12 protein-coding genes and 1 pseudogene are annotated in these 14,527 nt (G+C 60.6%); 7 read left to right on the top strand and 6 right to left on the bottom strand.

Annotated features, from left to right (window positions below):
* Positions 1–205 precede the first annotated feature (205 nt).
* From Tal182_RS22575 to Tal182_RS22545, 7 genes are all read left to right on the top strand, one after another.
* Positions 206–748, top strand: a complete 543-nt coding sequence (locus Tal182_RS22575; protein ID WP_064806661.1) for a c-type cytochrome — start codon at positions 206–208, stop codon at positions 746–748.
* Positions 745–1,725: a cytochrome c oxidase subunit II gene (gene coxB, locus Tal182_RS22570; protein WP_064812458.1), complete on the top strand. Its 981-nt coding sequence runs from the start codon at positions 745–747 to the stop codon at positions 1,723–1,725. Before Tal182_RS22575 ends, coxB begins: the two co-directional genes overlap by 4 nt.
* On the top strand, positions 1,722–3,635 hold the full coding sequence (ctaD, locus tag Tal182_RS22565; protein WP_085861069.1) for a cytochrome c oxidase subunit I: 1,914 nt from the start codon (positions 1,722–1,724) through the stop codon (positions 3,633–3,635). The genes coxB and ctaD overlap by 4 nt, the downstream gene beginning before the upstream one ends.
* Positions 3,632–4,234 (top strand): cytochrome c oxidase subunit 3, encoded by a 603-nt coding sequence (locus Tal182_RS22560; protein ID WP_064812457.1) that lies wholly within the window; start codon positions 3,632–3,634, stop codon positions 4,232–4,234. The genes ctaD and Tal182_RS22560 overlap by 4 nt, the downstream gene beginning before the upstream one ends.
* Positions 4,231–5,124, top strand: a complete 894-nt coding sequence (locus Tal182_RS22555) for a cytochrome c oxidase assembly protein (protein ID WP_064812456.1) — start codon at positions 4,231–4,233, stop codon at positions 5,122–5,124. The genes Tal182_RS22560 and Tal182_RS22555 overlap by 4 nt, the downstream gene beginning before the upstream one ends.
* Positions 5,099–5,521, top strand: a complete 423-nt coding sequence (locus Tal182_RS22550; protein ID WP_064812455.1) for a c-type cytochrome — start codon at positions 5,099–5,101, stop codon at positions 5,519–5,521. Before Tal182_RS22555 ends, Tal182_RS22550 begins: the two co-directional genes overlap by 26 nt.
* A 205-nt stretch (positions 5,522–5,726) precedes the next feature.
* On the top strand, positions 5,727–5,990 hold the full coding sequence (locus Tal182_RS22545; protein ID WP_064806659.1) for a hypothetical protein: 264 nt from the start codon (positions 5,727–5,729) through the stop codon (positions 5,988–5,990).
* Between the two features lie 175 nt (positions 5,991–6,165).
* Here the strand turns inward: Tal182_RS22545 and Tal182_RS22540 are convergent, their stop codons facing one another.
* From Tal182_RS22540 to Tal182_RS22515, 6 genes and pseudogenes are all read right to left on the bottom strand, one after another.
* Positions 6,166–10,137, bottom strand: coding sequence for a CheR family methyltransferase (locus tag Tal182_RS22540; protein ID WP_085861068.1), 3,972 nt, complete (start codon positions 10,135–10,137; stop codon positions 6,166–6,168).
* A 65-nt stretch (positions 10,138–10,202) separates the two neighbouring features.
* Complete coding sequence (locus tag Tal182_RS22535; RefSeq protein WP_085861067.1) at positions 10,203–11,225, bottom strand: chemotaxis protein CheB; 1,023 nt, start codon at positions 11,223–11,225, stop codon at positions 10,203–10,205.
* A 182-nt stretch (positions 11,226–11,407) separates the two neighbouring features.
* On the bottom strand, positions 11,408–11,803 hold the full coding sequence (locus Tal182_RS22530; protein ID WP_064812451.1) for a response regulator: 396 nt from the start codon (positions 11,801–11,803) through the stop codon (positions 11,408–11,410).
* 157 nt (positions 11,804–11,960) lie between these two features.
* On the bottom strand, positions 11,961–13,124 hold the full coding sequence (locus Tal182_RS22525; protein ID WP_085861066.1) for a helix-turn-helix domain-containing protein: 1,164 nt from the start codon (positions 13,122–13,124) through the stop codon (positions 11,961–11,963).
* 199 nt (positions 13,125–13,323) lie between these two features.
* On the bottom strand, positions 13,324–14,238 hold the full coding sequence (locus Tal182_RS22520; RefSeq protein WP_064806524.1) for a cytochrome c: 915 nt from the start codon (positions 14,236–14,238) through the stop codon (positions 13,324–13,326).
* Between the two features lie 64 nt (positions 14,239–14,302).
* Positions 14,303–14,507, bottom strand: a pseudogene (locus Tal182_RS22515) (TIGR04290 family methyltransferase); the annotation flags it as partial.
* Between the last annotated feature and the right edge of the window lie 20 nt (positions 14,508–14,527).

The following is a 14,527-nucleotide window of genomic DNA, read 5'->3' as shown; positions in this document are numbered from 1 at the left end:
GCGCGAAAGCAAGCACGTCCCCTGGTCGGCGGGAGTATCGCTTCTCACGATGGCAGCCGTCTGGGCCGCCATCGCCTGGGCAAGCCGTCTACGCTTGCGTCGCGCCCATCCCGCCGTCGCGTCCGGTCCCGATCGGTTCCCTTTGCTTGCCGATAGCGCCGTCAAGAAGGAAGGCATCTGGTTGGTCTCGATAGTGCTGCTCGGTATGTTGATGATCGGAGCCGCGATCGGCTGGGCAAGACATCCAAGGCAGTATCGCGCCGATCCGCCGCTCACATCATCTCTCGATCAGTTCCGGCTGATGCCGGACAGGATCGGCGGCACACCACCCGACGTCTATTTCGCGCTTGGCAAGCCCTATGAGACGACCGCTTATGATCTGAGCCAGGGCAAGCGCCTTTATTCCTGGTTCGGCTGCCCTACTTGCCATGGAGACGGACGAGGCGGGACCGGCCCTTCGTTTCTTGACGGCTGGTGGTTTTATGGCTCGGAAATGGTATCGGTCGTGGCATCCATACGCGACGGACGGCCTCACGGCATGCCTGCCTTCGCGAACAGAATGACGAGCGACCAGATCTGGCAGCTCGCCGGTTATGTCAGGACGATCGGCGCCTATTCCGCCCCCTATACCGCGCCGAGCCGCAACGACGACAAGCATACGAGACCGGCCGAGAACCGCGCGCCGGCCGCAACTCTTTTCGAGGAAGGGCCGGTGGGCGTCCGCTCCGATCGAGGTGTCCGGCCTTGAAGATCGCCGCGGCATGCACCCTGTTTTTGTCAGGCTGCGCTGGGACGCAATCGGCGCTGAATGCGGACGGACCTGCCGCTTCGGAACTCAAGAGCCTGATATTCCTGTTCGTCGCCGTCTGCGGCGTCGTCTTCGTGCTTGTCATGAGCGTCATGGCATGGGCGCTGGTTGGCAGGAAAAACCAGGCCCCCGGCGAACCACAGACTGAGCGTTCCATGGGCAGGGTCGTTAGCGGCGCGATCGTTATGACTTTCCTGGTCGTAAGCTTCCTGACCATCACCAGCTTTTACGCAACCAATGGCGTCGACCGCGGCCGGGACAATCCGCCGACCATCGCCGTTCGCGGGCAGCAGTGGTGGTGGCAGTTTACCTATCTCGATGCGGATCCCGCCAGGACATTCCAGACCGCCAACGAGCTGCATATCCCGGTGGGAACCGATGTCCGGCTGCGTCTGGAAGCGACTGATGTCATTCATTCCTTCTGGGTGCCCAACCTGACGGGAAAGCAGGATCTGGTCCCCGGCCGCGACAACCGGCTGACGCTGCATGCCAGCAAAGCCGGCATCTATCGTGGCCAATGCGCCGAATTCTGCGGCCTGCAGCACAGCCACATGGCGCTGTTGGTGATCGCCGAGGAGCCGGAGGACTATGCCAGATGGCTGGAGTCGCAGAGAAAGACGGCAGCCGCGCCGGCCGATGGTGATGCCGCGTCGGGAAGGCTGGTCTTCATGAGCAAGCCTTGCGCCGCCTGTCACGCCATCCGCGGCACCGAGGCATCGGGCACCTCCGGACCTGACCTCACCCATGTCGGCAGCCGCAGCATGATTGCCGCGGGGCGGCTGGAGAATACGCGGGGATCGGTTGCGGCATGGATTGCCGACCCGCAAACGCTGAAGCCCGGCAACAACATGCCGTTGGTCCCCCTCACCGGCGAAGAGCTGCGGCAAGTGAGCGCCTACATGAGTGGTCTGCGATGACCGGCGGCGGCAGAACCCCTTCCCCCGCCGATCTGGCTGCCGGCAGTGAAGAAGCGGAAGCCTTCCTCAGGCGCACATGGTCGACGCCTTCCGGATTGCTGGCAGCGCTCTCCACGGTCGATCACAAGATCATCGGTCGGCGCTATATCGCGACAGCCTTTGTCTTTCTCATCCTCGGCGGCGTGCTGGCGCTGGTGATGCGCATCCAGCTCGCCTTCCCCGAGGCCCGCTTCATCAGCGCCGACCGGTACAATCAGATCTTCACCGTGCACGGCAGCAACATGATGTTCCTGTTTGCGGTGCCGGTCATGGAGGCGATGGCGGTCTATCTGGTTCCTCTGATGGTCGGAACCCGCAACATCGCCTTTCCCAGGCTGAATGCCTTCTCCTACTGGATCTACCTCGCGGGCGGGCTGCTGCTCTGGATCTCTCTCGCCCTCGATACCGCCCCCGATGTCGGCTGGTTTTCCTACGTGCCTCTGGCCGGCCCGCAATATGGCGTGGGGAAACGGGCAGACCTCTGGGCGCAGATGATCACCTTCACCGAGGTCTCCGCCCTCGCCGTTGCCGTCGAAATCGTCGTGACGGTCTTCAAACTGCGGGCGCCCGGCATGTCGCTCGACCGGATCCCCGTCTTCGTCTGGTCGATGCTGGTCACCGCCTTTCTCGTCATCCTGGCCATGCCGGCGATCATGTTCGCCAGCTCGTCGCTCATTCTCGACCGGCTGGTCGGCACCCAGTTCTATAATCCGGCAGAAGGGGGCGATGTCCTTCTCTGGCAGCACCTGTTCTGGTTCTTCGGTCATCCCGAGGTCTACATCATCTTCCTGCCGGCGGTCGGCATCGTCTCCGCCATGATCTCCACCTTCACGCGGCGTCCTGTCTTCGGCTATATGCCGCTGGTGCTGGCGATGATCGCCACCGGAATTCTCTCCTTCGGCCTGTGGGTGCACCACATGTTCGTGGCCGGCCTGCCGCGGCTGGGGAGCAGCTTTTTCACCGCCTCGAGCATGGCAATCGCCATTCCCGCCGGAACCCAGATCTTTTGCTGGCTGGCAACGCTGTGGGATGGCCGTCCGGTCTTCAAGACACCGCTGCTTTTCGTCATCGGCTTTCTCATCACCTTCGTCATCGGCGGCCTGACCGGCGTCATGGTGGCGTCGGTGCCGCTCGATACCCAGGTCCACGACACCTATTTCGTCGTCGCCCATTTCCACTATGTGCTGATCGGCGGCTCCGTCTTCCCGCTGATCGGCGCGATCTATTACTGGTTCCCAAAGATGACCGGCCGGATGATGAGCGAAAGGCTCGGCCGGTGGGCCTTCGGCCTGATCTTCACCGGCTTCCACCTGACTTTCTTCCCGATGCACATCCTGGGCCTCCAGGGCATGCCGCGGCGCGTCTACACCTATCCGCCCGAGCTGCCCTGGGCCGGCTTGAACCTGTTCGTCAGCCTTAGCGCCTTTATCCTGGCCGCCGGCTTCCTCGTCTTCTTCATCGATGCCCTGCGCAGCTTCCGCCATGGCCCACCGGCCGGCCCCAATCCCTGGAATGCGTCAACACTGGAGTGGGCCATACCCTCGCCCCCTCCCCCTTATAATTTTCGGCATATTCCCGTGGTCGAAACGCGCGAACCGCTCTGGATGTCGGGCGAGACGTTGCCGGTGGCGACGGGACTTCGGCTCGATCGGCGGGAACTGATCGTCAGCAGCGTCACATCAGGCGAGCCGGAGGCGCGGGAGGCCTCGCCAGCCGATTCCATCTGGCCATTTCTGGCGGCCATTGCCACCAGCATCATGCTGATCGGCTCGATCTTCAGCCCGTGGGCGGTCGTCTGGGGAGCCGTTCCGGTGGCGATCACCCTGACAGGATGGTTCTGGCCGAAGCAAACGCCGGAGGACGAGTCATGAAGGAGCGCGTGGTCACCGATCTGTCGAAGCTTCCCCTGCACGGCTTGGGCAGCGCGAGCCTGACGTTCTGGGGAACCAGCGCCTTCATGCTGATTGAAGGCATGGGATTCGCTTTGGCGATCGTCGTTTACTTCTATCTCATGAGCCTGGCGCCGCATTGGCCGATCGGAGCCCCTGCCCCGGATCTCCTTCCCGGCACGATCCTGACCCTGCTGCTTCTCGTCAGCATCGTGCCGAATATGCTCGTCGCGCGGTGGGCGAAGCAGAGGGATCTCCGCAAGGTGCGCGCGGGACTAATCATCATGGCGCTTCTCGGAGCGGCGCCCCTCATACCTCGCGCCTACGAATTTCCTGCTCTTCACATAGGCTGGGACGACGACGCCTACGGATCGATCGTCTGGACGATGCTCGGCCTGCACGCGACCCACATCATCACCGATCTCGTCGATACCGTCGTTCTCGCCTGCCTGATGTTTTCGAAGCATGGCGACAATGCGCGGCGCTACGGCGATGTTGAAGACAACGCGATCTACTGGAACTTTGTCGTCCTCGCCTGGCTTCCCCTCTACGGATGCATCTATTGGGTGCCGCGGCTATGAGAACAGCAACGACAATCGCATTTCTTCTTATGGCGACACCGGGATTGGCACATGAAGCCCATGCCCATTCGAGTTCCTTTCCATGGACGGCCGATGCCTGGATAATCGCGCCGCTCGCAGTCTGCGCAGCCCTCTATGCAAGCGGAAGCCTTCGCTTCATGTCGCGATCATCCGCAGGCCGGCGCGTCTTCGCGCACCGGCTTTTGGCCTATTGGGCCGGCTGGCTGGTGCTTGCCGGCGCACTGATCTCTCCCCTGCATTGGCTGGGAGAGCAGCTTTTCACCGTCCATATGATCGAACATGAACTGGTCATGGCAATCGCCGCGCCGCTCATCGTATTGGCACGCCCATCGGCGGTGCTGCTCTGGGGCCTGCCAAGGATCGTCAGGCGCCGGGCGGGACAGGTGCTTGCCTCGAGCATGGTCCGCAGGACCTGGACGTTGCTGAGCAACGGCACTGTCGCGACGCTGCTGCACGGGGCGGCAATCTGGGCATGGCATACGCCCGTCCTGTTCGACGCCGCGATCGAAAGCACGCCGCTCCACCGTCTGCAGCATCTTTCCTTTTTCCTGAGTGCCATCCTGTTCTGGTGGTCCGTCATCTGGAAGACGAACAGGGGGCTGGCGGCCTGGCATCTTTTCCTGACGATGCTCCATATGAGCATTCTCGGGGCCCTCATCGCCCTGTCACCGAACGTGCTCTACGCCGTGCAGACCCGATCGTCCGGGGCTTGGGGGCTGTCGCCGCTCGAAGACCAGCAGATGGCAGGCCTGGTAATGTGGGTTCCTGCCGGCCTCGTCTACGCCACTGTTGCGCTGGCGCTGACGGCTCTGTGGATCAGGGATTCCGGAAAAGGAGGCGCAGATGGAACACGTATCGTCGCCCTATAATTCCCTTCGCTCCGCCTTTGTGATCGCCGCCTGCCTGGTGAGCCTGACGGCGGCATTGACTTTGACCGACGTCTACCGGCAGCGCTCCGAAAGGCAAGCTGTTGCCGTCGCCATGACGAAAGGCGATCCGGCGCGGGCGCCGGCGATTTTTCGCCGATATGGCTGCGCCGGATGTCACACCATTCCCGGCATCGAGGGCGCCGACGGCAAGGTCGGGGGCGATCTTTCCGATCTGCGCGAGCGGGTCTACATTGCCGGCGTGCTCAATAATTCCGCCGACAACCTCATCGGGTGGATTGTCGCGCCGCAGGGCCATTCGCCAAGAACGGCGATGCCGGCCACCGGAATTTCCGAACAGGAAGCCCGCGATCTCGCAGCCTATCTCTATGCTCGTTAAGAAATTTGGGTTTCCGATCAACCCGCCTTTAAAGTTACTCGGACCATCACGGCGCCAGTATCCAAACGTTGATAATAAGCGCATGATCATGCTTGGGTGCATGCCCTCCGGAAGTCTGCAGTTCCAAGATGTGACATGCATCAAAACAAAAACTAAAGCGCGTGGCATGAAGAAATTTGCTCGACGCGCTTTAGAGGAGATCCGGATGGATCGCGCGATTGTGAAGAAGCATTTAGAGCAGGCGCAAGAACATGTCACCGCGGGAGGACTGCACGTCGCTCGGCAGCGCGAGATCGTCGCTGAGCTGATCAACCGCGGCGCCGACGTGACGGAAGCGATACGGCTTTTGACCAATTTCGAGGAGTCGCAGGACATGCATGTGGCGCACCTTGAGAGGCTTAAGGCAGAGCTGCTAGAATGCGACGAGAAGCAACAGGCCGGCGGATCCGAAGATAGTTCGACCCCGTGACGGGCGAGAGTCTTACGCCGTCCTTTTAGCTACGCCCACCGACCCCGAAAACAGCTGCGACACGGCCGTCAGCTTATAGCTTGACACGGTTCAAGGGCTTTGTCTCAGCTCTCCCGGAGAGATCCATCAGCCAAAATCTGTCCTCTCGAACGACCAAGCATCGACGCCTTATCCTTCAGCCGTTTGCTTCGTCCTCGAGCAGGTTGCTGACGGAAATGGGAATTGCGATCGAGCAACTGATTCCGTCCTCTCCAAGTGTGTAGGAGGTTTTCGCATCAAGCTGGTAGGGCAGCGCCCGCTCGATCAATTCTCGGCCTTGGCCGCCCCCTTGCGGTCCGGAATCTTCGGGCGGCATCTTCACCCCGTTCTCCCGCCAGTCGACATGCAGCCATGGCTTGCCCCCGTCGCCGGGTTGTTCGAGGCGCCACGTGATCGACAGTTGCGCTTGGGGTTGGCTAAGCGCCCCATATTTGACGGCATTGGTGGCCAACTCATGCATTGCCAAAGCCATTGTCTGCACGGTGGTCGAGCGAAGCCTGACGCCTTCCGCGCCATCCAGGGTGATCCGGTCCATCTGGCCGTCCAGCACGCCGTGGGCCGCCAGTTCGGAACGGATTAGCTGATCGAATGTGATGCGGTCTCCCTCCTGCAGACGTGACAGGAGGCCCTGCACCCGTGCCAGCACATCCAGGCGGTTACGGAATCTTTCGTGGAAATCCGCCAGGTCGACGCTGGTACGCATGGTCTTATCAGCCATCGAGCGGACAACGGCCATGAGGTTGCGCGTGCGGTGCTGAAGCTCGGCAACGAGTACCTTCATACGGTCGGCAGAGGCCTTTTCATCGGTGATGTCGCGGCCGATACCACCGATCTGCTGGACATTTCCGTCTTCTCCTAAGAGCGGGAAGTCGGCGTTGCGCAACCAGCGGATTTCGTGGTCCGAGGCCCGCCTGATGCGGTATTCGAATTCTACCCGCTCACCGTTCCGCACACGGCGAATCTCGGAAAGCGCCTGTTCCCGGTCTTCGGGAATGATCAGTTCGGCCCAGCTGCGGAAATTATTGCCGGTCATCGCCTGCTCCCGGTCGACACCATAGATGGTCTCGAAGGCCGGCGTCAGATAGACCCATTGCAGCGTCTCTGCGTCTCGGATCCACAAAACGTCGGAAGAGGCTTCGCCGAACAGGCGGAACTGCTCCTCCCCCTGCCGCACAGCTGCTTGCGCCTGTTTTCTCGCCGAGATGTCGATGCAGAATTCGGCGATCGTACCATCCCCAAGATCACGACCGGCAAACAACATCCAGCGGCGCGTGCCGTCGGCGAGGAAAAACTCCTTCTCATATGGCCCGATCTTGCCGGTCTCCTTCAAAGCCTCCATCTGGGCTTCGGTCTCGGCGAGATGCTCCTCCGGAGTCAGCCGACGCCAGTGCAGTTCGCCGCGTTCCATCTGCGAGCGGCTGTAGCCGGACATCTTCAGGAAAACCTCGTTGGCGTCGAATATGACGCCGTCCCGATGAAGAAAAATCACGCCGACCGCGTCCGTCTCCAAGACGCGCTGCAGGCGCTCCTCGCTCCGTCGAAGCGCCACCTCCGCCTCGTAAGTGGCGGTCAGATCGGTGAAGGTGACGACAGCACCGCTGATATAGTTGTCGACACTGCGGTAAGGCAGGGCGCGTGCAGCATAATGCCGGTTATTAACGGGATCGCTGACTTTCCGATCAACAGGCACCAACGTTCTGAGGACAAGGCGAACATCGTCCAGCAGCTCCGGATAAGCGACGCGGGAGACGACGTGGTCCAGCGGCCGCCCGACATCGGTTTCGAGCAGATGGAATATTTCGGTCGCCGCCGGCGTGAAGCTCCTGACTCGCAGATCGTTGTCGAGGAACACCGTGGCGATCTGCGTCGCTTCGAGAAGGTTCTTCAAGTCGGAATTCGTACGATCGAGTTCGGTAACGCGATGGGCAAGCTCGCCGTTGACGGTCTGCAGCTCCTCGTTCACCGACTGCAATTCTTCCTTCGAGGTTTCCATCTCCTCGTTGGCCGACTGCAGCTCTTCATTGATCGACTGATATTCCTCGTTCGAAGATTTGAGCTCCTCATTTGTCGATTCGAGCTCCTCGATCGTTGCCTGAAGACGGTCACGGGTGACGCGCAGATCGGTCTCCAGACGCTGGACATGCTCTTCGCTCGTCAGCCTCCCTCCGTCAGGAGCCGCCCCTTCGGCCACTTGCCCGGCATCCTGAAAAAGCACGATCAGCGAGGTGACATCGCCGCTTCCGAGGGGTTCGACAATGATGTTGACGGCGTAGGTGCGATCGTCCTGGCGCAGCAGCACCCTTGGAACTTCGACCTTGACCGCCTCCGTCGTGGCACGCTGCAAGGCGGATCGCATGTCAAGCCGCAGATCTCGGTGGGCAAGGCTGAGGAGATTGAGCGTCGCGGTCCCCGAAGCCGGTTCGAGGTACCGGCCCGTGCGTCCCGAAAAGTGCAGCACGTCGTAATGTGAATCGACGACGACATAGGCCGGCGCGAATCGCTCTGCGACGACCTCTGCCTGCCGGCTGATCGTGGCCGACAGCCGGCCGGTCTGCAGCATCGGCGCCGGCGCCGAAAGCGCATGGTCGGGGCTGCGAGGACGTGAACTGAGCGGGAAGTCCGGAATAATGCGGGCCGCCGTCTCCAGCCTTCGAAACAGCCGGTTCTTTCGGTCGACAGGCGCGAAAAGCTTGGCGTGGCGGGTGACGTTTTCCGATGAACCCAGAAACAGGATACCACTCGGCCTGAGGGCGAAGTGAAAGATCGGGATAACCCGGTTCTGCAGCTCGCTGTCGAGATAGATCAGCAGGTTCCTGCACGAGAGGATGTCGATGCGGGAGAATGGCGCATCCTTGACGATGTTGTGCGGCGAGAAGATGCACATTTCCCGCAACTCCTTGACGACGCAATAGGTGTCGCCCTCACGCACGAACCATCGGGCAAGCCGGTCCGGCTTGAGCTGGGAGGTTATCGCTGCGGAATACCGCCCGGCACGCGCAATCCCGAGCGCGCGGGCATCGAGATCTGTCGCGAAGATCTGCACGTCCGGAGGATAATCCATGGTCGCCATATGCTCGCGCAGCAGCATCGCGATCGAATAGGCTTCTTCCCCGGTGGCGCAGCCCAGCACCCAGACGCGCAGCTGGTCACCCGGTTCCTTGCCCTCGAACAGCCTCGGAATTTCGCGCTCCAGCGCTTCGAACTCGGCGGGATCTCTGAAAAACTGGGTAACGCCGATCAGCAGGTCCTGAAAGAGGTTTTGAACTTCGTCGCGGCTGGCGCGCAGCCGCTCGATATAGCTATCGATATCGCCGATTTGCAGCACCTGCATACGCCGCTGAACGCGCCGCGTGAAGGTGCCGCGCTTGTATCCGTGGAAGTCATGGCTGGTGACATTACGAAGAACCGTGGCAATCTGGGTGATCTGCGCCTCGATGGCGCTCGATGGCTCCTCATCCAGGCCCGCGTCTTCCTCCTCGACGACATTGCCGGCATAGAGCGCAATGTGGGCTGCGATACCCCTCGCCGGCAGTCGCAAGTCAGCGATTGCCAGCACTCCTCCCTCCTCAGCAGATTGATCGTCGCCGTCGTCTATCTCCGTGATCGACAGACCGCCAAATTTCTTGGTTGCCGCCACCCCGGCGATGCCATCATTGTCGAGACCCGCCAGGACCACAGCGATCGCGCGTTCATGGGCATGTTCTGCCAGCGAGATCAACATCGTGTCGACCGTTCCACGATGGCCGACGGGTTCCGAGGCAGGCCGAATGCGGATATGACCATCCTCGACGGTCATCATATCGTCGGAACCGCCGACGTAGATATGGTTTGGAAGGATGCACTCTCCGTCCACCGCGACCGTCACCGCCAGTCGTTGCTGCTGTGCCAGCATTTCGAGGACGGCAGCTGCAGTGAGCCCCTCCTCCTGGCGCACCGCCACGAGATAGGATGCGCCGAGGCCGGCGCCGATGTCGGAGAATACCTGCTCGAGCGAACGGAGCGAGCGAGCGCATACCGCTATGCCGACGATCACGATAGGCTGTTCGTGCTGATCTCGCTCAGCCGCGCCTGTCTGTTCCTCCATGTCTTCCCGTTCGTCGTACGCCATCGTCGATCCATGCCTCTGCCGCGGACGATTCTAAACCCTCCGCACGGCAGAAAGATACAACTTTATCAGATGTCCTGGAACGGCGACGCGCGACCGTGGCGCAGCGAGCTCAGAGCGGCGTCACGCAGGGTCGTGGAATATTGCCGATACTCCGCCGCCCTTGCCTCGTAGAGTTCGGCAACGGCATTGCGGCCGGTGGCGCGAGCGTCGCGTGCCATCCGTTCCACGAGCGTCAGCCGCTCCTCCATGATGCGCATGGCGATTCTGATCGCCTCATCAAGCTCGTCGATATGCGAAGCAAGGACGTCGGCGGTATAGGCGTGGCCGATCTGGCACCGAAATCGCAACGGCCGCGAACCGCGAACCTCGGAAAGCACGCCATGGCAATCGGGGCAGGTCAGGGCGCTTGGAGACGCGATCTTGCGAAGTGCCGCACTGCCAAGCCGGTCGCCAGCGGCGATTTCGACCTCCAGCCGCAGATCGTCGGATGGCACATCAGGAACCGGTCCGGCCTCGCTTCCGGCGATTTTGACAAGAAGCCCGCCGAGCTCGGCTGCCGAGGCCACATGATCGACCTCCACTGCTTCCAACGCGGCTAAGGGCATTTGATCCGCCTCCGCATCAAGCGGGTGTTGCACCACGGTCGTCCCGCCATGGGACTTGATCGCATGCAGCCCCGCCGCTCCGTCATTGAGCATCCCCGTCAGGACGAGCCCCACTGCTCGTGGACCAAACGACAGGGCAGCAGATCGAAACATCGGGTCAATCGACGGACGGACCATGTTCTCGCGCGGACCCGCTCCGAACTTGATCGTTTCACCCATGAGGAGAAGGTGGCGGTCGGGTGCGGCGACATAGATGTGGCCTCGCTCGATCGGCTGCCCGTCGACCGCCTGCCTCACGGGCAGGTTGGAACTATCGGCAAGAATCTCAGGCAGCAGGCTGGGAGAGTTTGCAGGAATATGGGTGCTGACGAAAATGCTTGCCGGAAGGTCGGAGGGCAAATCGGCAAAGAGGGTCTTGAGGACAGCTCTGCTCCCCGCCGACCCGCCGATCGCAATAATATCCTTGGTAACGCTGGAAGACATGGTCTTGCCCTTTCATGTCACCCCAACAGTCGGTGCCCCATATGGTTCCCTTGCGCGTGAGTGCAAACGGAATCAGTCCGCCGGGTACCGGCTCGAGGCGGCGGAGCTGCGGCTGGCGGCCAGGAGATGCCGGCGAGCCAAGTGCACGTCAGCACCTGCAAGACAGCTCTACCGCCAGGCGATCAATCAAGCCGTTTCAAACCATCGGTCGCACCGAAGAGCGCAACGGCGATCTTTTCGAGTTCGGTCGGTTTTTCGCACAAGGCAAAACCATTATACTTTGTCGGAACGAAGGATGGGTCGTAGCCGGTGGCAAAGACGAAGTTGATTTGTCGCGCCTCCAGTTCATCGGCCACAGCAAACACCAGCTCGTCACCCAGGTGAACGTCAAGGATCGCCGCGTCGACGTCTTCCCCGGCGATCAGGTCGAGCGCGCGACGAATATTTGCAGTGGGGCCTACGACGATTGCCCCGAGATTTTCCAATTTCCGACGCGTCTCGTCGGCAACAAAATACTCGTCTTCGACAACCAGAATACGCTTTCCCGAGAAAAGTCTGGCTTGATTGATTTTTTCCACCGGGCGCCTTTCCAACGAGCACGATGCGTCGATTCAAACTGTTACAAAGTCCTTTGCGCGTCCGAACGATTGCGGACGACTAAAGTTGCGCTCTTTTTCGACGGGATCCCGTCCGTGACGAAGTTCAGCAATTTTCGTCATAGCGATTTATGCGCGACTACCTCTCCCCGGAATTTTGGGGGCTGTAAAAGTGAGGCCGTAATTGGTTATGAACTCTTCTAACATTCTCGGTGCCCCTCAGTGAAAATCCCATCAACCGCTCGTATTCCGCCTCCGGAATGCCGTAGGAGCCATTGGCCTTGAGAATGAGGCCCTCGCGATCGACGACGATCACCTTGCCTCGTACCGACCTGATGAGCTTTTCACCCTCCAGGATGGGAAGCGCGCCAGTAACTCCGGAACGCCGGACGCCGAGCATGGAAGACATGTGCTCGTGGGTGAGAAGCAGCACCTGGCTTTCCGATCGATCATCAAGCATGAGCAGCAAACGGGCCAGTCTCTGTTCGATGGAATATCGGCTGTTGGCCAGGGCCGTATAACCCATCTGAATTGCGAGCGTCCTTGAAAACGCCGATGAAAGCGAGCGCAGTTGCGGTGCCCTCTGCGTCAGACGAAGGAAGCTGTCGATGTCGATGCGCTGCGCGGCTCCTTCGGTCTGCACCACCAGATTGTAGGGAGTGCGCCAATCGCCCTCCAACAGCCCGGTGCCCGTTACGCCTTCACGCCCGATAAGGCCCACCTCTACCTGTGAGCGATCCAGAGACGAGGCGATCAGCGAGACCGTCCCGCTTTCAATGAAAGAAACTGTCGTGATCTCTCCAAACTGCTGCTCAAGAATCTCTCCTTGAATCAGCCGAACCGGCTTGAGAAGCGGCCGGATAAGATCATTTTCACGCTGGGAAAGAGCGGAAAGAACGAGATTCTTCTGGCCGCCTGGTGCTTTCGCCGTCGAAGTTCGGCAATCGGAAAGGGCAGCGTAAATCGCGCTCGTGTCCAGCGGCTTTTCCACGAAAATCCGATCCGCAAAGCGGGGAGGCACAACGTCGCGGCTGTAGCCGGTTGCGAAGAAGAAGGGGATATTGCGCTTCGCCAGCGCATCGGCGACAGGGAACACCATCGTGCCACCGAGATTGATATCCAGAATGGCAGCTTCAACTTGGGAATCTTCAATATATTGCAACGCTCGTTCGACGCTCGGTGCGGGCCCGACAATCTTGATTCCGGTTGCTGTCAGCTTCGATGCGAGTTCGCTGGCGAGAGCGTAATCGTCCTCGACGACCAAGACAGCTTTTTGCGCGAGTTCGTCAAAAGCCGTATTCATGACGATCTGCCTCCCACATTATATCTGTTCAGCTGAAAACGTTCCCGCCATTGCCCTGTTCCGCCGGTGTCCAATCGGATGGCGTTGCATCATCGATAGCTTCGAGCGCCGCGTCCTCGCCTTCTTCAAGATCTGCTGCCGGATAATTCCGGTTTCTGGCGGAGTCTGCAACCCGTCGCGCGCTTATGGACGATACGCATCAAGGATGCGGCGTCGGTCGCGGCGGCAGCGACTTCAGATATCGGGCGACGGCCAGCCGGTCGGCCTCCGGGAGTTCCGCCGTATTCTCGACCACATCCACCATGGACCAGCCGACATAGCCGTGGTCGGGCGTCCTGCCGCTGTAAAGCATTTCGACGACATCCTGCTGCGACCACGAGCCGATGCCTGTCGGCGTGATGTTAGGGCTGAAGCCGACACCTTCCGAACTCACTCCGCCGGCGAACCGCGTTTTCGGCTTTACCGCGCCGAAGATGTTGCGGGATGAGTGGCACTCGGCGCAATGGCCGAGTGTCTCCACGAGATAGGCGCCGCGATCATGTACCGGATCGCCGTTCCGCGCTCCTTCCGATCTGCCTTCGTGGAAGAACAGGAGCTTCCAGAAACCGACGAACCGGCGGATGCGAAACAGCGGAGAAATCTCATGCGGTTGCGGGCGCTCCGGCACCGGCGAAAGCGTATGCAGAAAGGCGTAGAGATCTCTGATATCGTCGAGCATCATGCCGGTGTAGCTGGCATAGGGGAATGCGGGATAGTAATGTTGACCTGACGGAGAAACGCCTGAGATCAGGGCATTGGCGAGATCGGCGACCGACCACGATCCGATACCGGCCTTCGGGTCGGGCGAGATATTGGGAACTCTGAAGGTTCCGTAGTGTGAGGCCAGCGCAAGGTCGCCTCCCAGCCTGAAGCGGTCCGGCTGACCGGGGGAAGCATGGCAGGAGGCACATCCGCCTGCGGCAAAGACCAGTCTGCCGCGCCCGGCATCTCCCGGCGTCAGCGTCGGATCGCCGGCCGCAAAACGTGGATGCGGTCTCGTCAGCAGCCAGGTCGAGAGTAAGACAAGGAGGACCGCAGCGACAGCGGTCGAAAACAATCGGGCACCTCTAAGCATTCTGAACCCGCTAGAGCAATTCCAGAAAAAGTGTGAAACGGTTTTCCCAGGCAAAGCGCGAAGCGCTATAAAAGCCGGCATTGCAGCTGATATCGAGAACGCTGCGTCCTTGCAGATCCTTCGGCACGACATGCTTGAAGCCTTCCCATTTGAACGCCGGATAGTCGCCGAGAAAATGATCCGGCGCGGTTTCGATCTCTCCGAACCGCATATTCTGAAACCAGGGGGCCTAATTCGTTGATACGCTGTTGCAAAGCCAGGTTCATCATCGCGTTCATCCGCTTCTCGG

Origin of the sequence: Rhizobium sp. TAL182 (genome assembly GCF_002117725.1) — a bacterium.
GTDB classification, from domain to species: domain Bacteria; phylum Pseudomonadota; class Alphaproteobacteria; order Rhizobiales; family Rhizobiaceae; genus Rhizobium; species Rhizobium esperanzae.
The sequence above is the reverse complement of the archived record's forward strand: the minus strand, read 5'-3'. Positions and strand labels throughout refer to the sequence as shown.

Bases quoted from the DNA above. Each gene is read 5' to 3' on its own strand.
- Tal182_RS22575 (WP_064806661.1), top strand. From the start codon at position 206: ATGTTGATGATCGGAGCCGCGATCGGCTGGGCAAGACATCCAAGGCAG.
- ctaD (WP_085861069.1), top strand. From the start codon at position 1,722: ATGACCGGCGGCGGCAGAACCCCTTCCCCCGCCGATCTGGCTGCCGGC.
- Tal182_RS22560 (WP_064812457.1), top strand. From the start codon at position 3,632: ATGAAGGAGCGCGTGGTCACCGATCTGTCGAAGCTTCCCCTGCACGGC.
- Tal182_RS22555 (WP_064812456.1), top strand. From the start codon at position 4,231: ATGAGAACAGCAACGACAATCGCATTTCTTCTTATGGCGACACCGGGA.
- Tal182_RS22550 (WP_064812455.1), top strand. From the start codon at position 5,099: ATGGAACACGTATCGTCGCCCTATAATTCCCTTCGCTCCGCCTTTGTG.
- Tal182_RS22545 (WP_064806659.1), top strand. From the start codon at position 5,727: ATGGATCGCGCGATTGTGAAGAAGCATTTAGAGCAGGCGCAAGAACAT.
- Tal182_RS22540 (WP_085861068.1), bottom strand. From the start codon at position 10,137: ATGGCGTACGACGAACGGGAAGACATGGAGGAACAGACAGGCGCGGCT.
- Tal182_RS22535 (WP_085861067.1), bottom strand. From the start codon at position 11,225: ATGTCTTCCAGCGTTACCAAGGATATTATTGCGATCGGCGGGTCGGCG.
- Tal182_RS22525 (WP_085861066.1), bottom strand. From the start codon at position 13,124: ATGAATACGGCTTTTGACGAACTCGCGCAAAAAGCTGTCTTGGTCGTC.
- Tal182_RS22520 (WP_064806524.1), bottom strand. From the start codon at position 14,238: ATGCTTAGAGGTGCCCGATTGTTTTCGACCGCTGTCGCTGCGGTCCTC.